This is a genomic window from Psychromonas sp. SP041, from assembly GCF_000470315.2.
GTDB lineage: Bacteria > Pseudomonadota > Gammaproteobacteria > Enterobacterales > Psychromonadaceae > Psychromonas.
Map to the genome: position 1 here is coordinate 89,922 of NZ_CBRF02000001.1, position 23,968 is coordinate 113,889.

General features: G+C 36.6%; 23 protein-coding genes. 17 read left to right on the top strand and 6 right to left on the bottom strand.

Annotation, left to right across the window (positions count from 1 at the left end; all coding sequences use genetic code 11):
* Positions 1 to 165 precede the first annotated feature (165 nt).
* Positions 166 to 426: a hypothetical protein gene (locus SP041_RS00370; protein WP_137297106.1), complete on the top strand. Its 261-nt coding sequence runs from the start codon at positions 166 to 168 to the stop codon at positions 424 to 426.
* Positions 427 to 469: 43 nt separating this feature from the next.
* Positions 470 to 784, top strand: coding sequence for a helix-turn-helix domain-containing protein (locus tag SP041_RS00375; protein WP_240791394.1), 315 nt, complete (start codon positions 470 to 472; stop codon positions 782 to 784).
* Between the two features lie 80 nt (positions 785 to 864).
* Here the strand turns inward: SP041_RS00375 and SP041_RS00380 are convergent, their stop codons facing one another.
* From SP041_RS00380 to SP041_RS00405, 6 genes are all read right to left on the bottom strand, one after another.
* Complete coding sequence (locus tag SP041_RS00380) at positions 865 to 2,313, bottom strand: hypothetical protein (protein WP_137297107.1); 1,449 nt, start codon at positions 2,311 to 2,313, stop codon at positions 865 to 867.
* A gap of 448 nt (positions 2,314 to 2,761) precedes the next feature.
* Complete coding sequence (locus SP041_RS00385) at positions 2,762 to 4,267, bottom strand: 3'-5' exonuclease (RefSeq protein WP_137297108.1); 1,506 nt, start codon at positions 4,265 to 4,267, stop codon at positions 2,762 to 2,764.
* A 41-nt stretch (positions 4,268 to 4,308) separates the two neighbouring features.
* On the bottom strand, positions 4,309 to 4,608 hold the full coding sequence (locus SP041_RS00390; RefSeq protein ID WP_137297109.1) for a hypothetical protein: 300 nt from the start codon (positions 4,606 to 4,608) through the stop codon (positions 4,309 to 4,311).
* An 80-nt stretch (positions 4,609 to 4,688) separates the two neighbouring features.
* Positions 4,689 to 6,383 carry a DNA topoisomerase gene (locus SP041_RS00395; RefSeq protein WP_137297110.1) on the bottom strand — a complete coding sequence of 565 codons (1,695 nt, stop codon included), beginning with the start codon at positions 6,381 to 6,383 and terminating at the stop codon, positions 4,689 to 4,691.
* 2 nt (positions 6,384 to 6,385) lie between these two features.
* Complete coding sequence (locus SP041_RS00400; RefSeq protein ID WP_137297111.1) at positions 6,386 to 6,817, bottom strand: hypothetical protein; 432 nt, start codon at positions 6,815 to 6,817, stop codon at positions 6,386 to 6,388.
* A 2-nt stretch (positions 6,818 to 6,819) separates the two neighbouring features.
* Positions 6,820 to 7,359 (bottom strand): hypothetical protein, encoded by a 540-nt coding sequence (locus SP041_RS00405; RefSeq protein ID WP_137297112.1) that lies wholly within the window; start codon positions 7,357 to 7,359, stop codon positions 6,820 to 6,822.
* Positions 7,360 to 7,496: 137 nt separating this feature from the next.
* Between SP041_RS00405 and SP041_RS00410 the strand changes: the two genes are divergently transcribed.
* The 15 genes from SP041_RS00410 to sbcB all read left to right on the top strand — a co-directional run bounded on the left by SP041_RS00410 (position 7,497) and on the right by sbcB (position 23,874).
* Complete coding sequence (locus SP041_RS00410) at positions 7,497 to 7,739, top strand: hypothetical protein (RefSeq protein WP_137297113.1); 243 nt, start codon at positions 7,497 to 7,499, stop codon at positions 7,737 to 7,739.
* Positions 7,736 to 8,800, top strand: a complete 1,065-nt coding sequence (locus tag SP041_RS00415; protein WP_137297114.1) for a hypothetical protein — start codon at positions 7,736 to 7,738, stop codon at positions 8,798 to 8,800. The genes SP041_RS00410 and SP041_RS00415 overlap by 4 nt, the downstream gene beginning before the upstream one ends.
* 4 nt (positions 8,801 to 8,804) lie before the next feature.
* The gene (locus SP041_RS00420; RefSeq protein ID WP_137297115.1) at positions 8,805 to 9,440 is read left to right on the top strand and encodes a hypothetical protein; all 636 of its coding nucleotides are present in this window, start codon (positions 8,805 to 8,807) and stop codon (positions 9,438 to 9,440) included.
* 4 nt (positions 9,441 to 9,444) lie between these two features.
* Positions 9,445 to 9,906, top strand: a complete 462-nt coding sequence (locus SP041_RS00425) for a hypothetical protein (RefSeq protein WP_137297116.1) — start codon at positions 9,445 to 9,447, stop codon at positions 9,904 to 9,906.
* Between the two features lies 1 nt (position 9,907).
* Entirely contained in the window at positions 9,908 to 12,397 is a 2,490-nt protein-coding gene (locus SP041_RS00430; protein ID WP_137297117.1) for a DotA/TraY family protein, read from the top strand.
* A gap of 121 nt (positions 12,398 to 12,518) precedes the next feature.
* Positions 12,519 to 13,778, top strand: a complete 1,260-nt coding sequence (locus SP041_RS00435) for a hypothetical protein (protein ID WP_205961139.1) — start codon at positions 12,519 to 12,521, stop codon at positions 13,776 to 13,778.
* 2 nt (positions 13,779 to 13,780) lie between these two features.
* A complete protein-coding gene (locus SP041_RS00440; RefSeq protein WP_137297118.1) occupies positions 13,781 to 14,911 on the top strand; it encodes an SPASM domain-containing protein in 1,131 nt (376 codons plus the stop codon).
* 10 nt (positions 14,912 to 14,921) lie between these two features.
* A complete protein-coding gene (locus tag SP041_RS00445; RefSeq protein ID WP_205961140.1) occupies positions 14,922 to 16,031 on the top strand; it encodes a radical SAM protein in 1,110 nt (369 codons plus the stop codon).
* A 141-nt stretch (positions 16,032 to 16,172) separates the two neighbouring features.
* Positions 16,173 to 16,532 carry a hypothetical protein gene (locus SP041_RS00450; RefSeq protein WP_137297119.1) on the top strand — a complete coding sequence of 120 codons (360 nt, stop codon included), beginning with the start codon at positions 16,173 to 16,175 and terminating at the stop codon, positions 16,530 to 16,532.
* A gap of 4 nt (positions 16,533 to 16,536) precedes the next feature.
* Entirely contained in the window at positions 16,537 to 17,415 is an 879-nt protein-coding gene (locus SP041_RS00455) for a hypothetical protein (protein ID WP_137297120.1), read from the top strand.
* 116 nt (positions 17,416 to 17,531) lie between these two features.
* Positions 17,532 to 18,689, top strand: coding sequence for an SPASM domain-containing protein (locus tag SP041_RS00460; RefSeq protein WP_137297121.1), 1,158 nt, complete (start codon positions 17,532 to 17,534; stop codon positions 18,687 to 18,689).
* 42 nt (positions 18,690 to 18,731) lie between these two features.
* A complete protein-coding gene (locus tag SP041_RS00465) occupies positions 18,732 to 19,595 on the top strand; it encodes a hypothetical protein (RefSeq protein WP_137297122.1) in 864 nt (287 codons plus the stop codon).
* A complete protein-coding gene (locus SP041_RS00470; protein WP_137297123.1) occupies positions 19,585 to 20,742 on the top strand; it encodes an SPASM domain-containing protein in 1,158 nt (385 codons plus the stop codon). The genes SP041_RS00465 and SP041_RS00470 overlap by 11 nt, the downstream gene beginning before the upstream one ends.
* Complete coding sequence (locus SP041_RS00475) at positions 20,743 to 21,963, top strand: SPASM domain-containing protein (protein ID WP_205961141.1); 1,221 nt, start codon at positions 20,743 to 20,745, stop codon at positions 21,961 to 21,963.
* A 258-nt stretch (positions 21,964 to 22,221) separates the two neighbouring features.
* A complete protein-coding gene (gene sbcB, locus SP041_RS00480) occupies positions 22,222 to 23,874 on the top strand; it encodes an exodeoxyribonuclease I (protein ID WP_137297124.1) in 1,653 nt (550 codons plus the stop codon).
* The last annotated feature ends 94 nt before the right edge of the window (positions 23,875 to 23,968 follow it).

Below are 23,968 nucleotides of genomic sequence, written 5' to 3' on the forward strand. Positions count from 1 at the left end.
CTTTATTTGATTTCAATTTCTCCTTCTTTTTTTAGTATCTAGTAAGCTGGACTATTTTAAACTACGCCAGTAGTGTGTTATAATGTGCTATATTAAGTGGCGGTACTGACTGTTTGATGGTGAGATGGCTAATTGTTTTTAATTGATAGTTTTAACGGAGGTTTAATGAGTGCTGGATATATGGGTCGTTCAGGAGGTTTTTTGTATGGTAAGTTTGTTCAGGATAAACTTGATGAGCTTAACGGAGAGAGTGCAAGCAAGACTAGCCTTTATAGATCTGCTCTTGAGTCTGGCGCATCAGAAAGAAAATCCGAAACGGTAGTTAAGAAACTAAGTGAGTCTTTGAATACCATAGGGAACCGAGTAGGTTACCAGCGCCACAAACTAGAAGGCCGAACTGGTTATTACTTTAGAAAAAGGGTTTAATGATTTAGTTTGACTCGCCTTAAATTAACTAAAGGAAGTACCATTGACTAACACTAATGAAATTGTGTATCAAAAACCGCAAATTAGCTTCTATCGAAAGCTTTTGATCGCTTATTTGATTGATACTGGCACCAATACTGTACCTAAGATAGAAAGCTGTACAGGAATGTATACGCGGACAATTCAGGATTCATTAAAATCATTGTCTAATATTGATATTAAGTGCATAGCCAATGGAGCTAGAAAGACTGGCTTCTACTCAATCGAAGATTGGGGCCCTATTAGAAGGGAATATGTTGTGAACAACCTGGAACATATATGTGAAGTTGTCGGCATCAAGCACATTTGTGCTGTTTGATATTTGTTATTAATGCGTAGAGTTATTACAAAAAAACCCGGCTATGAGTGGCCGGGTTTTTTGTTGGTGCATTACGTTAATTAAGCTTCTTGTAATTGGCGTCCTATTGACTCCAGCTTATCAACTCTGCTCTGAAGTGATTTAATCTTTTCACTTTGGTCTTTTGCTGGGTTCGAAATCTTGCTCATCATCGATGATAGCTCTTTAGCTAGCGAGTCTATGTCAATGTTGCCAGTGATTTGAGCCGCTTTAACAAGAATTGATAAATTGTATGCAGGGTGATCTGCAGACGGTATATCAGAGTTGCTTGCTGCTATTACTTTAGCTTCTTCTTTAGGGTGTTTATCTTCACTAGGTTGATCAGCAGAAGCTTTAATAGGTTCTGGTGTATTTTCTTCTTTAGTTGAAATAGCTGGTTGAATAACTTTAGCCTTAGCCTTAGGTTCAGGTTCAGGTTTAGAAGTTAATTCGTTTTTATTTTCTAAATCTATATTAGCAGAAACTTTTAATTCACTAGTTTTATTAGATTTTATTTCTTTCTTCGCTTCTTTTTCTACCACAAGTGATTTAGGAAGAGAAAATCTTACACTTTTCTTGTGATTCTTCACTGATAGCTTTTCTTCTTGAGCCATTTTATCTATCGCACTAGCAAATCGGCCTTTACCAAGGTTACCGAATTTTGAAATTTTGCCTTCTAACTTATCGGCTAACTCACTGGCCAATCCGTGTTTACTGTATTGCTCTTTTGGTTTCATGAATGAAATGATCATGAATTCCATGAAATCTTTTGCTTTAGAGTACTCGTTTAAAGCCTTATCGATATCTATGATGTCAGTACTAACAGCTTCTTTTTGCTTTTTAGCTGTTTTGCCAGTTGTTGCAGCAACTTCTTTTTTCTTAGGAGACTCATCTGCAGCAACTTTATTTGATGCTTTAGGTATGTCAGTAGGAGAGACGGTGTATCCTAAGTAACTGCTTGTTTTAGGTGTCGACTTATATGCAGGCTCATCAAAATCTTCGAATTGCTCAGTGCCCAATACGTCTAATGCGCCATCTGAAATCATTTTCTTAGTAATAGAAGCGAATAACTTTTCATCAAAGCCGGTTAATTGAATAAGAATACCTTCAGGGATAATTTTTTTCCCTTTATTGAATTCTTCAGCAATTATTGCGTAAGGAGAAAGTATGTCGCCTTCTTTGTTTGTTGGTTTTTTGCCTGAAAATAAATTCTCAGGAATATTCAGTCCGTAGACTGCCGCGTCTTCTTTCGGTGCTTCGGCTTTTTCGTATAAATCTGGGTTGTCTAGGTTTTTTAAATCTTCATTTGTACCGCAAAAAATAAACTCGCCATCTTGTTTCTTTAGTAGAGGTTTTTTAGCTGAGATAAGTTCTTCTAATACTCTGAAGATTGTGTCTTCATCTGAGCCTTCCATAAGATCAGCAATTTCTTTACCGCTTAGTGTTTGCCCTTTGAACTCGTTGGCCATATCGCCCATAATTTCCAATATAAGTTCTTTAATAATTCGCATCTGGACCTCACTTAAAAATGTTTTAATTCAATTTATATTCATATTATAGGTTTTTTTTAATAAAATTGACAAGAGTTAAAAGATTTAATATTTAAAATAATTAAGTGTTTCTTTTAAGGCATTGTTTTTAAATGCATATTTATGTTTATTATTTTTATAAAAATAAGAATAAAAAGATAAATATTAACAATTATCAATATTTAAAGGATCTTAATATGATTTATGCGTTATTTTAGAGGTGAATTTAGCCGGATTTTAACTTTATTGAATGGAATAAACCTCAAACTTTAGATTTTTGTCATGGTTTTTCTTATATTTAATTGAATTTACAATAATGCTTTATTTAAACAAACTAAAACTAATGAAGTGAGGATAAGGTAAGACTGTCGTTGTTTTTTAAGAAAGGCAAAAATTTAAAAGACCATTATTTTGACGAACTATCTTTTTACTATTTATAATCTATTCTAGATTCAAGGCTATTTTCTGTAATTAAGCTTTTGAATCTTGGGTATAACGAACATTTATCCGCAAAACAGCTTTCAATAAATCTAGGGAGTGAAATTAACTTATTGCCTAAAAAGTCACAAAATAAGTTTTGTTTCGCCGTCATTATTTCCGAAGTTATATTTCCTTTAAAATAATTCAATGCAATTTCTGAGTCAATTTCGCTTAATAATGAAAGAGATTTACTTACACATCGTTCACCTTCAACAGATGTTTCTATGCCGTCAATGCTTACCAGGCTAGATGAAGGGGTGTCGCTAAGATGATCTGCATAAATGAGGGATATTTTAATTTCATTATATTTTAGCTCTTTTAATTTAATGGAATTAGGGTTTTTTTCATCGATTGCGAACTGGCCATAATGAGTTGGACTGTTTTTGTTGTCAAAAGAACTGAAAACGGCATTTACCTTTGTATCGAGCACTCTCGATCTCTGCTTTATTTCATATACTGATTTTAAGGGCCAGGTTATGTTTATTATGTTTTTAAAGTTTTCGCCAATAATATTTTCTCCTATTTCTTCAAGAAGATTTTTCTGCTCCTCTAATTTTCCTTTTAAGAATAAATTAATGATCAGCTCTTTGTGTGACGAATGGTTGAAATCTAAGCCCCTTTTAATTAGTGCCGGTGCAGAATATTTTTTACCTACTTTGCTTCCAGGTATTCTTACTTTATTGTATGAGTAGTAACAAGCATTTAAGGTTGGTGTATCAGAATTCGAAATAAGGGGTATTATTTTAACTCCTTTATTATTCAGTTTTCTGTTGTATTCATCGAAAGGAATTCCGTCATAAAAGCACTCATCTATTGAGTTCTTGATGTGAGATTTTATGTCGGTACTAGTCTGGACAGGGCTTGGTTGGCTACTGGAAACTGAGCTTATGCCCATGCTGTGGCCACTTTCTATTGAGTCGAAGCTTCTTTTCATTAAAAGGCAATCGCCTAATGAACGGTGTCTATCTATACCATCTGTATTTGCACCTGCTGCTTGTGCAAAGGTATCTAAATTACTTTTTGAGGTATTAAAGCCATTGGTTGCCATCCACTTTAGCGCCATTTTATGTGCGCACACGAGATTAAAATTAGGCATTTCTAGATTATTAGCTGTGTAGGTTTGTAACAGTAATCTCCGGTCAAATACTTCACCGTATGCGTAGATGGTGTCTAGTTCACCTGCAAGTCGATTAAGCTCCTCATAAACATCTAAAAATGATGGAGAATGCTCAAGGTCTTCATTTGTAATTTTATGTACTTTTTGAGCAAAAGGATTAATTTGAACTGAAGGCTTTATTTTGCTGTTAAATAAAATTTCACCTGATCTCTTAATTAAAGATATTTCAATAACTTGATCGGACGCGGATAAGCCTGTTGTTTCTGTGTCAAGATAGCCAAAGTTATCAGGAAGGTTTAGTTTGCTGCTCATAAAGATGGCCCGTAAAAAAAAAGACAAGTATATCTTGTCTTTTAATTGGTTATAAAGCTAGAGAAATATTAAGCGAATTTGGCTGCGGCTTTAGACATTTTCTTCTTTGCGCCTTTGCGCTTAAGCAGGTTAGGTTTCGCAGCAATAATGATCGGTATGATTTTATCTGCAGGAGCTAGTTTTCTAAGGTGAATTGGCAACTGAGCATGGACTTCATGTGCAAACTTCACTGTTTCTTCGTCATCATTAAGTGCCTTAAATAGGCGTTCTTCTGGATATTTCTTTACTACTTTCCCTAATTCAGTTTGCAGTTGATTTGCTAGCTTTAAGCTTCCTAAAAAAGCTAAAGGATTAGATTTTGACATCATTGTTGGTGTTACCTATTTTCTGTAATTGACGATATACTTTAATAAAACTTTGCGTTTTAGTCAAGTTTGATTTGTTGGGTTTAGAAGCCATGGTGAAGTGTCTCATCCAGTTCTGAAGCATCCAAAGAATGCTCATTCGACAATTTATCTTTTGTAAAGAATTTGTCTATTCCGGCTAAAAGAATTGCTTTGTTTATTTTGTCGTCAATAGAGCCTGAGCCATAGTGTAGTGTGTCCTCTATTTTTTTTGACACTTCAGGACTAATTAGTTTCGGTGTAAATTCCCGTGCTTGACGGCAGGAAAATTCACCAATTTTGTTTAGCTTGCCACTTGGCGTCATTAGTCTTGATGCTATTTTAGTTGAGTGTAATGCATCCGTACTTGGCCTGCCTAAGCCTAATTCTCTTATTCTTCTTAGTACCATTTCGTCATTATTTAGAACTCTCATCAATGACTGTTTGTTCTTTGCCGTGTTTAACATGGATCCAAAAGGTTTTGTTTCATTTAAGATAATTGAAATTGGCCCGTTGCTACTTTTGCTTTCTATTCTTTCTATAATTGGCTCAGATCTAAATCGAGATAGAATGGAGTTCAATTCAGAGTTTGATTTGCTTGAAGTAAAAGAAGCGTGTTTTTTAATTATTTTTCTTTCTTTCTGGCCTGCGCGAAGTGTATTTCTAATAATAAGAGATAGTGCCTGTTCTTTATTGCCAAGTGAGGATAAGGGTGCGTAAATATCAATCAGTGATTCTAAAGGAGAGATTCCCTCATGAGCATCTTGTCTCCGAGTATTGATTTTATTCATTTCTTCAGCTTTTTGTTGAAAAAACTCATCATCAAACCCAGCTACGCCGAACTCATTAGCCATCTTTTTCATTGATTCTACTGTTTCTTTACTTAAATAAAAGGCATCAGTTCTTGGGTAGCTTATTTTTCCTTCTTCGTATAATTCTTGCAGCACTGTTGATGCCTCATCCACAGTCATTTCCAGTGCAGAAGACAGTGCAATAAGCGCATCAGTCCCATTCCAAACTTTTGCATCATCTTCTAATTCTTCTTCATTAAAGACGACTATTTCGGGCTTTTCTATGTCTGGTATGAAATTAAAGAAGTCCTTTGCTAAATCGATTTCATCAGGATAGACCTTTAGCTTAAGGTCGAATCGCTCTCCTTCACAATCAATTGGAGTTGATATCCAGGCTTTAACGCATTCTTCACTTTCAATGCTCGAAATCACAGGAGTCACAATTCTTCCTATGTATGCTCTTTCATTATCAGTATAAGCTGATTTTGAGAAATTATATCCTAGATATCTGTCAAATATTCTTCTTGCTAATCCACCAGCAACAACTGAATCATTTACTGAGTTAGATTCACTAAGTGCTTCCTCCAGTCCTCTTTTGGTTAAACTTTTTAATTTAAGGCGGTAGAATTCCAGTTCCGGCGTATTCAAGCTTATGCTCAGATTATCTTTTGCAATAACGGTTAGATCATGGGCGATGATTTCACCCTCTATGTCATTATCAGTAACCAAAAAAACAACATCGGACTCAGAGAGGGCGGACGACATCTCGGTTACTTTCCTCTCGGAGAGAGGAGTCCTTGAAAAAACAGAAAAGTCACTGTCATCAATTGCATATTTATCAGAGGGAAGATCGAATAATCTTCCCTTTGTTGGATATACTTTAACGTTATTGAAACCTATTTCCTCAAATAGGCTTTTAACTTTGTTTTTCTTTCCTGAAGACTCAATAAAAACAGATATGTTTTTCATTACTATTCGCCAGTAATTGCATCTTCAGCAACATCTTCGAGATCAATATCAACTGATAAGTCAGTATCGCCAACAACGCTTGCTAATGTGTCATCTAACTCTGATTGCAACTCATCATTTAGTTCTGAGACCATATCACTTGTAACAGAGGTAAGGAGTTCACAGGCGTCAATACTACTAATGCCAAGTCCAATGTCAGGTAGCCCAGGCATAGAAAACCCTAGGTCGCATGAAGAGTCAGAGTTTTCATAGAGTAGTGCACTGTCAGTAACGTCTACATCAGTATCAATCTGACTTTCTACTGAGTCTTGGATTTCCACTTTTCTTGCTTCTAGTTGTGCGGCCCAATCGGAATCATCGGCACATTCTTCGGCAATTGCTGGCGCAATTATTAATGACGAGAGCAGTAACACCGCTATGTTTCTTGTTTTCATTCTTATTCTCCGATAAAACGTAGTTGAGTAAACAAAAGGCTCGAATGCCTTGAGTGAAGCATGATTCTAACCCTGTCATACAGGATCTTGCATTCTTTGTAATCAGGATCGCTTTTGTCAAATAAAGCAACTTGAGCGGCTTGCATATAGATAGCAACAGCCCATCCAATTTCCGTTTCATCAGAGATATCCCTGTCCAGCCATGAAATTGCCGAAATTGATTCTCTTAATGGCATGGCTGCAAGTATGACGGTTATTTTCTGAATAATGTCGCGGGTCTTTTCTGTGTTATCCATATTGATTTTATGTCTAGCAAATTTAGGAAGCGCTTTAGATATTTCTTGAAACGCTTCTGGTATTTCAGCATAAGTGTAAGTCCAATCTTCTTTTGACTCAAAGTCATCTAAGAACCGACGAATATCTGGAGAGATATTGCTCCAGAATTCTTTTTGGTATTTTGGTGTAAGTAAATTTTCGTTAAGCTTACTACTCATTTTAATCCTCTTAAATGCTTTTAAATTATCTCGTTTGATAATTGCCATTTATGCACATATTATTAAATTATGTCATATTTTATTTTGACTATCTACTGACACAAGTATTAAAATACGTTAAAATATATACCAAATTAATAGTCAACACTAGAAACTCTGAAAAATAAGAATAATAAGATAAAACTATGAAATTTGATCAAGTGTCATACCCTCATTCTAGAGCAGAAACTCTGTCAGTAATGGGGAGTTATAAGATAAAAGAAGAACAAAAACTCTTAATTGAATCAAGCAATAAACTGGCATCATTTTTAGTTAAAACTCCAGGTTTTGAAGTTGCAGAATCATCAGGTCAAAGAGTGCCTACAATTAATTTGTTAGAAGCAAGAAATTCTTTGGTTTCAAACACAAGAGCGGGGTTTCAAAAGTGAAATTTATAAAATCTAAAAGTACATTGCTTTATGCAGCACTTACGTTGTCAACAATAGGATATTCTTCAAGCTCTTTTGCCTTAATTCCTACAACAGATGCCGCAAACTTAACTGAGAATATTGCAGGGAATATTGCTTCTGCTTACTCTTGGGCAGAGCAAAAAGCTATTATGATGGCAGACTTAGATCTTCAATCAATGCTTTCTGAGCTTGGGATTGATAATGATAACAATGCTATTTCTAACATGATTGTAAGAAGTGGTAGTGCGCTCGAAGAAATTCAAAATATAGAAATTATCGAACAGTCAATTCCAGATAAAGATGCAACTAGTACGATTTCGCTTCAGGCTATGAAAAGCACTGCACAATGTAGTGCCCAGAGTGAAGCTGAGACTGATATGGATGATCATGTCGAAGAAAACTGCCAGTTTATGACTGATGTAGCTGATCAGATTGAGCTAAGACAAGATATTGTTGATGACTTTATTGAAGAGTGTGAGTCTCTTATTGATACAGACAATCTTGGTGATGACGAAGAGCCAATTAACAAAACACTTTGTGTAAGGTCTAGCATTCTAGTTGGTGCTGGCACACTTGATACTTATACATACGATCAGGCATCTGCAGTTAAACAGTTTGTAAGATTGGTGACAGGAGTTAGGCCTACACTTAAGCAGTCTGGTAAGCATTCTGAAGATTCTGCAGTTTTAATTAATGAAATGAGAAAAGAGGCAGTTAAAGGACTCGCATTTTCTTCATTAAATGAGATTGCGTTAATGAGAACAAGTTCTACTACTTCAGGAACTTCTCCATTAATGGCGCCTTTACATATTATATCAGATTTCGATGAAGATAGGTTTGGAAGCACAAGCTGGATGGCTACACTTCAAAATGTAGATGAAGACAATAAAAACTCTGTATATCCAAGTGAAGTATTAAGAAAAGTGGCCGTAATGGACTCTTTTTTAGTTCATATGTCGGTATTAAGTTACAAACAGCAATTAAGAATGGAAGCATTGGAAGCAACGGGATTGGCGATAAAAATTAACCCAGTGGACTAAGATAATGAAAATGGTAATTATAAAAATAATAAAATCGATTCCATTACTTTTTTTCTCTAGCTTTGCTCTTGCTGATGATGCTTATTTGTCGTCTTCATCAGGTGTGACCGTTATTGCAGAGTTTTTGGTGTCTGGCGGAACAATGATAGGGCTAGTGTTCTTTGTATCAGGAATTTACGGGCTTTATGCGAGAGCGGAAAATCCATCGCAATATCCTCTGGGTGTTTGTGTTTCATCAATAGTATCTGGCACTTTTTTAATTATTCCATCGCAAGTCTATGCATGGACAGTCAATTCATTCTCTAGTGATAGTGACTGGGCGACTAACAGTACGATGCTGTCAGTTAGCACAAAGTTGTCAGATGATTTAAGTGATATTTCAGGAACATTTCTTGGTGAGTATATTTCAGACGATACGTTTACCACACTAATGGGGATGATTTACCTGGTCGGTCTTTTTGGGTTCCTGAGAGGAATTTACCTAATTAAAGAAGCGGGTCAGCTAAGTAACCAACAACAGGGAAGCAGTTTTGCTCCTGCATTTTGGCATATTGTTGGTGGATGTGCCGTGATGAATATACTTCAATTCGGCTGTTTTCTATCTTGGTTATCAGGGATCTCTTATTTATGTGCGGAGTAAAAAAATGAGTTTATTAGAGCAGTATAAAGACCAAGCAAAATCTAGCCTCAAACTTAAGATGGAATACAAAAACACGATTTCAGAAGCTAAATCTATTTCTAAAAACAATGCAAATAAAGAAGGCCCTGCAGTTTCTCCTCTTGTTACTAAAGATGATTTTATTAAAAGGTATAAAGGGGTCATGGTTGTTAGTTACTTGTCGATTTCATTTTTCTTATTCATGTTATTTGAAGTATTAACCAGTACATCGATACTTCATGCTGGGTTCGCTATTTGTGGTTTATTAATCGTTGGGTGTACGTGCTTTAAAACTGCCTTTATTGCATGGAGAGCAAGATACGTATTTGAAAGATGGGGCATTAGAGATAAGCCCATACCTCTTTACTTTTCTGATTTCGTGAATGAAGTGGAGATTAATTGGAAAGAGTTTTTTCCATTAAATATTGCAAGTAAAGGAACAAGTTAAAATGTTTAATTTAATGTCATTAAAAAGGTTTTTATCATTATTGATGATCACTGCCTTTTCTATCTCGTCCCCAGTTGTAATGGCTGATGACGACGATTCTGATGTAACTGAAATTGTCACCTCGATAACATCGATGGATATTGATTTCAGCGGCGACGATAAAGAGCTCGTACATTACTGGCTTTATGAGATGTTCGGTGATTTCATTTTCGCACCATGGGATAGTAGCTATGAAGATAGTACGGATATTACCTTACTATCAAAGGCAGTAGGTTATACCAGTATATTAGCGATGATTTTGGGTGTGATTATTGTCTACTATGTGATGATTGGTGGTGCATTAAATACAGCACATTCAGGACAAGCTTTAGGCCAGCAGTGGAGCTCTGTATGGGTTCCTATTAGGACTTCAGCAGGTTTTTTTATGATCATGCCAATCTCAAGTGTTGGAGGGGGCGTCTTTTCATTCGCTCAAATGTTCATACTGTGGGTTATTATTTTGGGTTCAAACGCGGCTACAGTCCTTTGGGATAACAGTGTAGATAACCTACTTAGCCCATCAACAAAGTCTGTCAGCATGCAAGTAGGGGTTAAACCTTCTGCAGACATATTCAGAATGCTTGCCTGTACCGACAGGTATATCTCATATGCAAGTAACGTGAAAGGTGGATATTTTAGTTCAAGTGACTTTGTCGTGGCAAAAGTGTGGACCAAAACTGACGATGACTACTTTTCTCATGTTTCTAAAGTGATTAGTGCATCGACGTCATCGTCATCATCAGAGTCTTTTGTTGCTTCAGCAACAAGCTTGGCAAGTGCCGTGAAACAAGATGATGTAATTAAGGTCGTATTCGGGCCAAGTGGTAGCTGTGGTCAAATTGAATTTCCAGAAGATGATGATAGTGTTGGTGATGATATAGTGCTTGATGTTGGTTACAAAAGAGAAATTATCAATACGGCTGTTCAGTCAAGCAAGTCTGCTATATCTGAACTTATCTCAAGTCATATCGAAATATTGTCTAGTCTTGGAAATGATATGGATGTGATCACATCTATTGTTGAGGATAAAGTAAAGAACGAGGATAGTGGCACTTATATCACGATGTATGATGCTGCATTTGATATGTTCTATTCAGCAACAGAAACATTTGCAAATTCTTTAGAATATAATATTAATAAAAACATTGTTGAAAATGAAACGTTAACGGAGCAATGGCAGGAAGAAATCAAAGAAGGCGGATGGGGTAAAGCAGGCGTTTGGTTCTACGAGGTCAATTCTATTAGTATGATGGGCCAGAAAGCATTAAATACGCTTATTGACGGCATTAATGCTTCTGGATATGGCGTATGTAATCTTAACCAAGCGGACTATGGCACGAAAGACGTTTGTGAAGATGCGATGCAAGACTACACACAAATGAAAGCACTTTCGGCTCTGTTTACAGTTGACGGAATGGAGCAAGCTGAGACCGATAATGATCAGATTTTAATTGGTGGGTCTAAAGTTGATGCACTTTGTGAATCAGGTAGAAGCTGTGAGCCAGATGACGGCGAGTTACGTAGCACAACCAATGAAATGGCAATATGGATCATAAACCTGCTTGCTGATGGCTCTCCTGCATCTAGCACAGATTCTGATGGAGGAAGAAACGAACTAACCTCTCCTTTCCAAACTGTATCGAGCATCGGTGTTACATTAAACAATTATTCATTAGCTTTATGGACAACTGCAGCGCTCACAAATGGTGCTATAGAGGCGACCAATAACGGACTTAAAGATTCTGTTGCCGGTTTCTTTGGTGGTGGCGCAATAGGCGGATTTATTTATGGTGTTGGTAAATTTACAATAGCGAGTATTGTACTTGTTGCCATGTCTGTTGCAGGCTCAGGATTTATTTTGGCATACTTAATTCCTTTCTTGCCAGTTGTGACCTGGATAATGATGGTGACAGGATATTTGATTACTGTTGTAGAGGCGGTTATTGCTGCACCACTGGCTATTATTTTGATGGCAACACCAGAGGGTGATGGTATATCAGGCACGAGATTAGAAAGAGCAATGCAGCTCTTAGCGATGGCGGTACTTAAACCATCACTTATGATTATCGGATTGATTGCTGCAGTTGCCATTTCAGGTATCTCATTTGGTATTATGAATCAATTCTTCTTTGAGACAGCAGAACACGTTCTTTCTGGTGGTCCGATTGATGTTGTTGCTGTTGTTATACTTTATACAACGACCTCGTTTCAGTTATGTAAAATGCTAGTAAGCATCATGCATAAGTTACCTGAGCAAATATTGGATTGGTTTAGCAGCGGTGTTGGCCGAAGCTTTGGTGAAGGAGATATTGGCGGGATGGTTGAGGGCAGTCAGTCAGATGCTAAGAGTTTCATGTCAAACGCTGGTAGTGGTCTCGGCTCTACTCTTAAAGAAAGTATTAGAGACAAGAAAAGAGCGAAGAACTTAAATGGCGGTGCATCTGAGGAATAGTGACTTTTTTATAGTGTAAAATAATAGATTATGGCAATGTACACGTTTTAATGTACATTGCCATTTTACACAAAAAGTATTATATTATGTAGCTGGACTTAAAATTAGGCTATATTAAATAATGATTACTGTTATTATCGCAAAACCTACAAAAGACTGTAATGCTGATTGTTCGTATTGCAGTACACCCCCCGATCATGAAGGTGGCTGGAGCTTTGAACAGTTCAAAGTTATGTTTGATCGTATACACCCGCAAGTTTCAGAAAATGCGACCTGGATTTGGCACGGTGGCGAACCTATGCTACTTGGTCCAGATTTTTATGTTAAAACTGCAGCATATGCAAAATCAATAAAGCCAAACTTAAAGTTTGCTCTTCAATCTAATCTATTGCTTTATACTACAAATAAGTGGAAAAAAGTCTTTGAAGATGTCTTCGGTGGGGAGATTTCTACAAGTTATGATCCCGACGCTCAAAATAGAACAATTAAAGGCAGTACAGAAGCCTACACTAGACAGTTCTATAAAAAGATGGAAAATGTCCAAAGGGATGGGTTTAGACCGCTTGTTATCGGCACTTACACTGAAGAAACGGCACATTACGCCTTAAAGATGTATGAAACATCTAAAGCCAGGGGCGAACAATCATTTTCTCTAAGATATAACTATCGCTATCCTGCTGGCCGAGTAAAAGATGCAGGGCCTGCTATTGATCCAGTTACTTACGGCAATATGCTTAATGAGCTGTATAACAAGTGGATGACAGACTTACCAAACTTTCTAATTACCCCGTTAGATCAGATGTTTCTTAAATGCTTTGATACAACAACCTCTTTTTGCCCTTGGACAAACTCTTGTGGTGGTAAATTTATATCTATTGATCCTAATGGTGATATTTATAACTGTGGTGAATTTGGAGACTTAAAAAACCCAGATTACCGATACGGGAATTTATTGGAAGGGTGGATATCGACGCAGAAGAAAAAACAAATTGTTAATTTTCATAAAAAACCGTCAAGTGAAGAAAAGTTTGGTGTTGAGATGATGAATACTTATCCCGCTAAATTAATGAAAAGAAGAAAATTTGATTTACCTATGTCTTGCAAAGAGTGCCGACACTACGAAGAGTGTGAAGGCGGATGCATGCGTGATGCTGAGCTTTATGAACAGGGTCTTGGTGGAAAATTCTTTTATTGTCAGTCTTGGAAAATGGTGTTTGACAGAATGAAGATTTCTATTTTGAATGGTGAAGCCGATGGCATTATCAAGAAGATGGGGTTCATACCATCAACTGTTAGAAAAATAGTTCGCTCTAAAGCGATTAATAACGGCTTTTTTGACAAACATCCTGAAGCTGCAAACATTACTATCAAAGAGGTTTAAATATGCCTCTTACAGCCTATATTAAGCCAACCAATTATTGCACAGTTGATTGCGACCACTGCTACCTCTCCGTTGAGGTCAGAGCAAATAAACTTTCAATGTCAGATGATACTTTGAGACAGTCTGCAAGGCTTCTAATGGATTTGGCAAAAAAAGAGGGGCAAGACTCCCTGCATATCATATGGCATGGTGGTGAGCCTATGATGCTTAGCCCTGAGTGGTACGAGCATGCTATTTCTATTTTAGATGAAGAAATAGGGCCAAACAAATATACACAAGGGATACAAACGTCAATGATTCCATATAAAGAAACATGGGATCATTTAATAAAAACGCGGTTTGATTCTTTTTTAGGATCCAGTATTGATTTTACTCAACGAAAAATAGCTAAGAGCACTGATAGTTATAAAAATGTTTGGCTGAAAAGAGTTAACAAAGCTCGAAAACAAGGTTTTACCATCGTTCCATCTATGGTGCCCAGCCGATTTGAAGTTGGGCACGGTAAAGCTATCGTTGAGTGGTTTGAAGAAAATGACTTTCCAGCTTTTAATATTGAAAGATACAGCGACATTGGTTCAGATAAATTGGATGCAACAAAAAACATTCACCATTCTAAATTCTTAGTCGAAGTCTTTGATGCAGTATTGGACAGACTTAAGCAGGGACTGCGTGTTTCGCAGATAAATGTTGTTACTGCAGGAATAAGAGGAGTACTGCTCGGTCAGCCTGGAGACCGATGGGGTGGAAAGTGTCAAAGAGAATTTATAGTAATAGAGCCTGATGGTTCAACAAATACTTGCCCAGACCGAACAAGCTTTGAGTCTTCATTTGCAAATGTGTCCGAGGGAGCCGTTGGATTCATTTCTTCTCCTCAAAGAAAGCAATGGATAAGAATACAAAATAGCTACCATAAAGAAGATCACTGTAACCAATGTGAATTTAGTAAATGGTGCAAGTCAGGCTGTCCTATTGCAAACAATAAACTGAATGAATCAGAGACAGAATGCTCTGGATACAAAAAATATTTGCTTCACATAAAAGAAGCATTGAGCAATCCTGTTTATAAAGATTTATTAGTAAACTACATTAAGCCTCTTGGCGAACCAATTAACGCTAAAGAGAAACTAATTTAAGGGTTTTAACGTGAAAATCGAAATTAATAAAAATGATCCAAGAAATACAAGTTCAGAGGACTTCGATTATTTGGTTTACTTAAGAATATTTGAAGGCTGCAATCTTCACTGTGAGCATTGCTTCATTCCTGCAAACCCTAAGAAAATGACCATGGAGCAAATACGCGGCGTTCCTGATCAGATTAGTAAGATTGCACCGGAAGGTTCGAAAGTGCTTATACAATGGCATGGTGGGGAGCCTACGGCAATGGGAGCAAAGTGGTTTCGAGAGGCTATCTCATACATAAATGCGAACGCTAAATTCAAAGTAGAGCATGGAATTCAAACTAATCTCATGAATTATAATGAAGCTTGGAGAGATATTTTCCGCGATTTTTTTGATTCGTCAATTGGTGTGTCGTGGGATCCTGAAATCCGATTAATGAAAGCTGGAAAGCCAGAGACTAATCTTGATTTTGAAATGAAGTTTTGGAAAAACATTGATCTTTTATTAAGTGATGGGATTAAGCCTTATCTTGTTGTTACTGGCACAAAGGTGTTTTTTAATAAGTTTAGAAATCCTATGAACTTTTTTAAGATGATGGAAGATAAAGGGATTAGTCATGTCCATATTGAACGATTAACTAAAACTGGCTATGCAAGAAATTCTTGGGAAAAGATTGGCGTAGATAATCTTGAGTGGAGCAATTTCATGCTTCGATTTGCAAAAACCTACAAGATTTATTGTAACAAGCCTAGAAAGAGCAACCAACCTTTTAACTTGTCGCCTTTAGATGGGATGAATGAATCGGTAGAAAGACTTTTAAACGGTGAGTCTGGAGGCTATGGCTGTCTATCAGGGGCATGTGACACTCGGTTTCACACAATTGATGCAAATGGATACAAGGGTGGTTGTACAGCGCTTAATTCAGAGTCTGATAATAAGAGTGTTGCTGGTGGTCAAGTTGTTAAGTTTTTTGATTTTAGAGCTCAGCGAAAAATTCGGCAGGTTGATTGTGCATCTTGCCAGTTTAAGCCGATTTGCTCATCGGGTTGTCTTGCATCGGACAAGATGGATGAATCACTAGAATGTTCTGGTGGTTATAAGCTCTTTGATGGGTTAAAAAAAATGAAAAGTTAAAAACTTAAATATGTGACTTTTGGTTCAAAAATGATATATTAATTCATTGAAATGCTTGTAGTAATGTAATCTGTACGCGGGATTATCTCACTCTATGTAGAAAAATAAAAATAGTAATAAAAATAGAAATAAGGGTTAGAAATGAAAAAAGTATCGTCAGCAGTTATGATGGCTTCTCTTGGTATGCTTGCTCAGCAAGCGCAAGCTTCAGAAGAAATTAATATTGATAGCTCAAAAGTATCACAAAATTTTGTCGAAGCATTTAAAGGCACTTTGTTATCAAACAAACAAGCTAAAAACTTACTTCATTCATCATCTAGAAAATTTGCCGAAACAATTAAAATAGACGGCAAATCAGATGTAATTAATATTCAGGTATACCTGGCATCAACCCCTACAACAAGGGAAGACAGTACCGGTTCATGGAGTGACACAATTAGTGACGCTGCATCTTACGTTAACTGTCACAGTGCATGTCATGGTAGCCGTAGTTGGAGATAAACAAATGGTAAATCACGAAGAGCTACTAGGACTAATTGGTAATATTAACTCAATTTATGACGTTGATATAACTAAAGAAGTTATTGAAATAAGACATGGTATGTATGAAATTGGCATTCGCTCTAAAATTGATCAAGGGTCAGTTGACCTTGATTTGTTCGATGCAATGATCTCGTACATCAGTTCAAATACAAAAGTTATTCTAGAAGTTGATTTCAAGCATGACTTTGTAGCAACTGATCTGGTTATTGAAGCACAATCAACCGAATATGATATTTCAATTCTACCGCCTGAATTCACTGGTGAAGTACCACCGGAAGAATGGGAGGAAGCCTGGAAGCTTTACAGTGATAAACTATGTCAATACGCTAGAGCTTGGTTAAGACAAACCAATACTAGTCAGCAGCTATATCCCGTAGCGGGTTACGTGGGATATATGGTGTCAGAAGTTTTTGGTCACAAGCCTAAAACCATTAGTGAAGACCCATATATTAAGTCTCGCTTCGTTGATCCTATTCCGCTTGATATAATGGATAAAATCAAAGACGATTTAAGAATTGTTATCTTTGAAGAGTTTGGTGGTCAAGATGAATTTGTAATATATGCGAACTCTTTAGCTATTACCAGTGCAGAATATTATGCGGATACTGTTAAGCAGATTGAGCAAGAAAAAGAGCTGCTTAAGTCTAAAGAAGATGCTGAAAATGCTGAAAATGCAGAACTAAAAATGAGTGAAGCTGATTCAAATCTGGACCTCAATGCGCCTGAAGCAGAAGAAACCGTTCATGATAACTCTTCAGGTGCACAGCAAGACGAAAGCATATTGAGCAAGAAAAAGAGCGGCTTTAGTCTAAAGAAAATCCTAAAAATGATTTTAAAGTAGAGCATGATAACTCTGCAGGTGTACAACAAGACAAAATAGATTAATTTATGTATAATATGTAAATAACTGTTACTAAAAAGGGCTTAACGCCCTTTTTTCTATTTTAGAGATTTAATATGCCTCCTCAAAAAACGATCCCCTTTACTCTACATGTAAGACTTACAAAAGCGTGTAATGCAAACTGCACCTATTGCTCAAGTTTTATGGAAAACCCTGATAAATACATGAATCTTGAAAGCTATCAGAAAAGTATAGAGTTTTTCTGGAGTAAGCTTCAAGAGAAAAATATTAATGTTACTAATTTGACAATTGAATACGTAGGAGGAGAAATTCTTCTTGTGCCACCAGAGGTGTTAAAAAGCCAGGTTCTATTCGCCCGCGACTTCTTTAAGAAGCAAAACGTCAATCTAAGTGATGGCGCACAAACAAATTTAATTGGTTCAAAAAGAAAAGTGATTGAAATTCAGAACCTGTTCGATGGCAGAATAAGTACATCCATTGACTCATTTACTGACCAAAGGCGCGTAGGGGATAGTGCTAAGAAATACAAAGTAATTATGATGACCAGAGAAAATGACATCATGAGAGAAGAGCAAAGTCTTTCTCGTGTGCCTGCCGTTTTTACTATGGATAAAACAAGTATTAAATTTACTGAAGACGAAGTAAATAAAGCCAGAAGAGAAAATAGAAATTTAATGATAAGACCTGTCTTTATTGGGGGAAGCAGCATAGAAAGCATCACCCCAGATGAGTTAGCGGACGTCCTCGTTAGTACCTTCGACAAATGGTTTATGCGCTCTATGAGCATTTTGGATCCGCATATGTCACTTCTTGAAAAAAGAATACAGACAAAATTGAATGTCGATCCAATGTATGAAAGATCATATTGCTCATTTCAGAACGATTGTGCAGCAAAGTCGATGAGCCTAGAGCCAAATGGCGACTTATATGTTTGCCAAGAATTAGCCGATGCCGGTAAGGGAAAAATAGGCAACACTTTAAATGATGAGTGGGATGACTTAGCGTGGACGACAATGTCTAAAAGAGGCGAAAACTTAGATTCTGACTGTTTGTCGTGCCCATACCTAAAAGATTGTCAGGGCGGCTGTATGATGCATGCTATTCAAGATGGGAATGGGCCTTATGGTAAGCCGTCGTACTGCAAAGCGTGGAAAGCTATTTTCGCCAGAATTGATAAAGCACTGGAAGATATCCCATACGATAGAATTGAATCATGGCTAAAAAGACTGAAGGTAAAGCAGATTGCCAGTTAGTATTATATTGGATATAATAATTCTCTTATTTAAGAGGTATGAATGTATAGTCCTATTTATAAAAGATTTCAGTTTGATTTACATATGGCGTTCGAAAAAAAGAAGTTTTATCGCCGAAAACTTGACGAAATATCAAAGGTTGAATGGTATGCACATAGATTAATGTCTTTATGTGGCGCAATATCCGACAAAGTTGCTGAAGAGCATTTTGATTTTATATTAGGAGGTGCCGACTGCCTTCTTTCATTGTGTGAAGCTATTCTACTTCAAGAAAAAGGATACAGAGTTTTAGTTTACCCTTTTAATGAAAGGGATGAAAAAATAAACCTTTTGCTAAGAGGGTATTCAGAATTGGAGTCAGCAAAGCTAATTAACTATGTCTATAGAGAAATACTTAAGCATAAACAACCAGAGTCGGTTGATATAGTTGCCCTTGTTGATGAGCTATCTAATTTAATAAAGAATAGAACAAAATCTGGTGTTAATTATGGACAAGTATTGTTTGTAATCGGACAAAAGTATGTCATCGATAAAGACTGGACTTCTTTTTATAAGAACAAGCCAATGTTCTCATTAAAAAACGGTGAATCAAGCTCAATGGAAGGCCTTTGGACAATTCCTCTAATTGAATGCGAAGGCTTCACTCAATGCCAACACAGAGCCGAAGACGGCTACTTTGGTGTTAGCGACACATGCATAATTACATTTGACTCTCTTATCTTAAACACTCGACCTGATTTCAATATGAACATCGATCATCAAGCTCACTCTGTGACTTGTTTTGGTGATGCTAAAAATCAAATAGACAAAAGAAACATTTGCACTGTCTTAGATAGAATTAAAGACCTGTCTGAAGTCATTTATTATTTATCAACAAAACTCCCTGGAGAGCAATATGTCAGGTAAAACATTCCTGTTTCAAATTAATGTAACAAGAGACTGCAACTTAAGATGCACTCATTGTTATATTTCAACAGACAAAAAAGTTCAATCTCAATACATGAATGAAGAACAATTTATTGAAGCATTTAGTCAGGTTGTGGACTTCATGAAAAAAGATTTTAGTGGAAAAAAAAGTTATTCTCTTGCTGAAATACATGTAATTGGTGGCGAACCAACAATGCTAGGTTATGAGTTTTTTGAGAAAAATCTACCATTGGTCCGTGAGAAACTTAGCGAAATACCACAAGACTACAGGCTTTCGATTGTAACCAACCTAATCACTAATCAAGCAGTGAAGATAGCAAGTCTCTTTGATATGGTCGCGACTTCATATGAAGAGAAAACAAGATTTGTCTCAAAGACCGGTGAGGCTAAACCAAAGCTTGCCGAAAAATGGGAGTCAAATGTAAAGAAGATGAATCAATCAGGGCACTCACCAACGGTAACAATGGCGGTAACCAAACAAGCCATTGAACGTGGGGCTGCAAGTCTCCTAGATTATTTCAATAAAGAAGTCGGATTTGAAAAGATGCACTTAGGTTTCTTCATTCCGTCAGGTGACGGACTTGTTAATATAAGCGATGTTTTCCCCATGTTCCATGAAACATCTCAATTCATGATTGAAGCGACTGACTGGTATCTAGAGCGAAGACTAGAAAATAAAGATATGTACGTGAACCCTGTTGAATCAATGATTGAGTCGATCTACGGAAATGAAGCAATTGACGACATTGTCTGCCCAATTATCCCTGGGTCTATCGATATAGATTGGGATGGTGAAACTGTAACGTGCATTGAAGCTGGTGGAGAAGTCGACATGACATCTCTTGGCAATATCTTTGAAACGCCAATTACTGAGATCATTAGCTCAAAAGCGTATAAGAGAGAGCGAGCTAATGCGATTATCACTAAACCAGCTTGTAGAGGGTGTGATGAGCTTATGTCATGCCAATCTGCTTGTGGTGTTCTTCATCAGTATTGGAACGGTAGAGGCGAATGCCCAGGCTTTAAGTCTTTCATTAAATACATAAGATTCCAAGTTGAAGTCAATGGAATTAAACCAAAGTCAGTAATTTATAGAGAAGAAAGACAAAAGTCGGCGGGATGCTAAATGAGTAAATCAGAATTAAAGTTTTCTAGAAAAAAAACAATTGGCCAAATACTACCCGAGCAAAGTGATTACAAAGATATTCCTGCTGACTTTGATCAGAATATGCAGTTATCAATTGAAAATGGTTTTTTTGTTTTTACAATGATGCCATCACTAAGATGTAGCCTTAACTGTCCTCATTGCTATCTTTCACTAGAGCAAAGACGAAATAGTCCAATTATGTCTGTGGACCAATTGGAAATTGCATGTAAAAAAGTAGATGAATACTACTCTGGAAAAACTCACCTGAAAAGAAAGGTAATTGTTTTTTACTGGTACGGCGGTGAACCCACAGACATGGGCCTCGACTACATGCTAGATGCCTTTAATCGAATTGAAAAGATATTCACTGAGGAAAAAGGATATTATGTTAGGCATGATATTTTAACTTCTTTAATTAAAATTGATGAAGCCTGGTTTGATATTTTCAGAACATGGGGCAGGGGACATTTTCAAACTTCTTTTGATGGCCTAATGCGTGGTAAAGGGTATATGCGACTTTGGGATAAAAGAGTTCGAGAAGCAACAGCAAAAGGGTTGTCTGTCTCTACAATCAGTGTTGTTAACAATGAGTTGATGGAAGACGGTCCAGAAGCTGTTTTAGATTACTTGTGTGAGCTAGAAGTTGATGAAGCCTCTTTTTTGCCCTTCATGCTTAACGAGCAAAATGTAGGTAATAAATATGAAAAATATGCCCCTCCTATGAGTGGGTATTCAGACTTCATGATTAAGTTAAATACGCACTGGTATAAACTTAAATCTGAAGGAAAAAAAGTGCCATATATTGGACAAATGAGCTATGTTATTAGTAGAAAAGGAATGCCACCAGCAGCTAATATCCCAGGTCAAACAATGTTCCTTTTGCCTGAAGGCGACTTTGTACTTCCTGATTACCGAGACGGTTATTTAGAGTACATGAAACCCTTTGGAAATATTCTCGAACAGACCTTTGAAGAGATTTTAACTTCTAAATCGAGAAAAGAATATATTAGAAAGCAGTGGACTCGAAATCGAAATACAGAATGCGTAACTTGTACCCATAAAAACAACTGCATTATGGAATTTTGGAAGCCAAATAGAGAGGGAGATGATTGTTTTGGAGCCAAAAAATATGTTGACTGGCTTATTAATAATGAATCTAAACTTAATAGCCTTTCGCATGATCAACCATTAATGTTTTAATTGTACAAAGTTACCACTGCTGAAGCCTCGATTATGCTGATTAAAAGCTGATCGAGGTTTTTATACCTCAATAAACCTGCACATAGTGTTCTGAAATGAATTTCGAAGAATGTAAAAGTTGTTAAGCAGAAAATACCAGCGCCCTACCTATTAAACAATTCACCCGATTTAGCCCTTCTGAACACTTCCTGATTATTGACTTTTATCTTATTTATTATATAATATATGCAAGATTACTAATTAAAATATGAGACAGAAATGAGAATAATTGACAGCATTACTTGGTATGACAGTGAAACAACAGGAATTTCAAAATCATTAGATCAGATTTTACAATTTGCATCAATTAAAACAGATAAAGACCTTAATATAATACCAGGCACAGAAACAAATATAATGTGCAAGCCTCGTCCAGATATTGTTCCTCATCCCAAAGCTTTTTTAACTCATCACCTTGATATGGATATCCTGAAGTCCGCAGGAATGAACGAATTTATGCTGGCTAGAACGGTTGGTAATATTTTCTCTTCAAATTCCAACAATGGAATAGCTGGATACAATACAGAGTCATTTGATAATGAGATGGTAAGAAACCTATTTTTTAGAAACATGAAAGACTTGTACGAACACGAGTGGAAAGATGGCAACTTTAAATTTGATTTGTTTCCATTAGTTCAAATGACATACGCCTTTAGACCTGAAATACTTCAGTGGCAGAATAAAAATGATGGCAGTACTAGCCTTAAGCTAGAACATCTAGCTGAATCAAATGGGGTTATCCATCAAAATGCCCATGATGCTCTCTCTGATGTTGAAGCAACGATTGGACTTGCTAAGATAATTAAAGAAAGTAATCCAAAACTATTTGAATATGCAATGCGAATGACTGACAAACGAGAGATTTCAACTCTATTTCACGCAAGGAATCCATTGCTTCATGTGAATACGCTTTATGGCCAAGATCATAATTTAATGACGCCTATTATGCCTATGGCAATAGATCTTGATAATAAAAACAAATACATCAATTTAGACTTGAGACATGACCCAAGTATTATCTTAGATCTTAGCGATGAAGACATTAAGAAATTTATGTACACGAAAAGAGATGAGCTGCCTCAGGATGCTCCTAAAATCCCTATTGTAAACATCCAAAGTAATAAACAGCCAAACATTGTTGATTTAAATTCATTTGTCAAGAACGGAGAAGTTATTGAGAAAGCTAGAATTGATTTAGATAAGGTTAATCAAAATGTAGCATTTATTAATGCGAACAAGCAGGAGTTAATCAAAAGATTACAATCCTCAATGAGATCAGAGCCAAACAATGAGCATAGAGACCCGTATAAGAGCATCTATACTTCTGGATTTATCCATAAGGATGATCAAGTTTCGAGAGCTCAGCTTCATTACAAAGGCAGCAGAGACATGAATGACCAGTCTTTAGTTATTGAGAAATGTTCAGTTCATTCCACTTCTGTAAATATGAGAGATTCAGTTCGTCATCATGAGTTGATATTAAGAGCTAAATGGAATTCATTTTATGAAAAGCTTTTAACTGAGGACTTTAGTCCAACAGAGCTATGTGAATATACTTCTTACTTAAATCATGCCTTGTTTGAGGGCTTAGGAGACGTCTTAACCATCCCTGAGTATCGTGAGGAGATAAAGAAAGTTGAAATGGAGATGTCGCTTACGGATGACCAGCAAATCATTCTATCTAAGCTAACAAAGCATGTTGATAGTTTAGAGAAATTATCGATATCACTAAATGAGCTTGCAAAAACCATTTATAGTAAGTCTGACAATGAAATGGATTTAAACCCAGACATTAATAAAATAAGAGCGCTCATTAGAACGGAACTATACAAGGACGAGCATGAGTGCGAGAGCAATACAGTTTCATGTTAATCGATAAAGCCAGAGAGCATGGCAGGCCGACCGACCTCACTGGATCCCCCTAAGGGGGGACAATAAAAATATCTTTTAGGGGCTGGGGGTTATT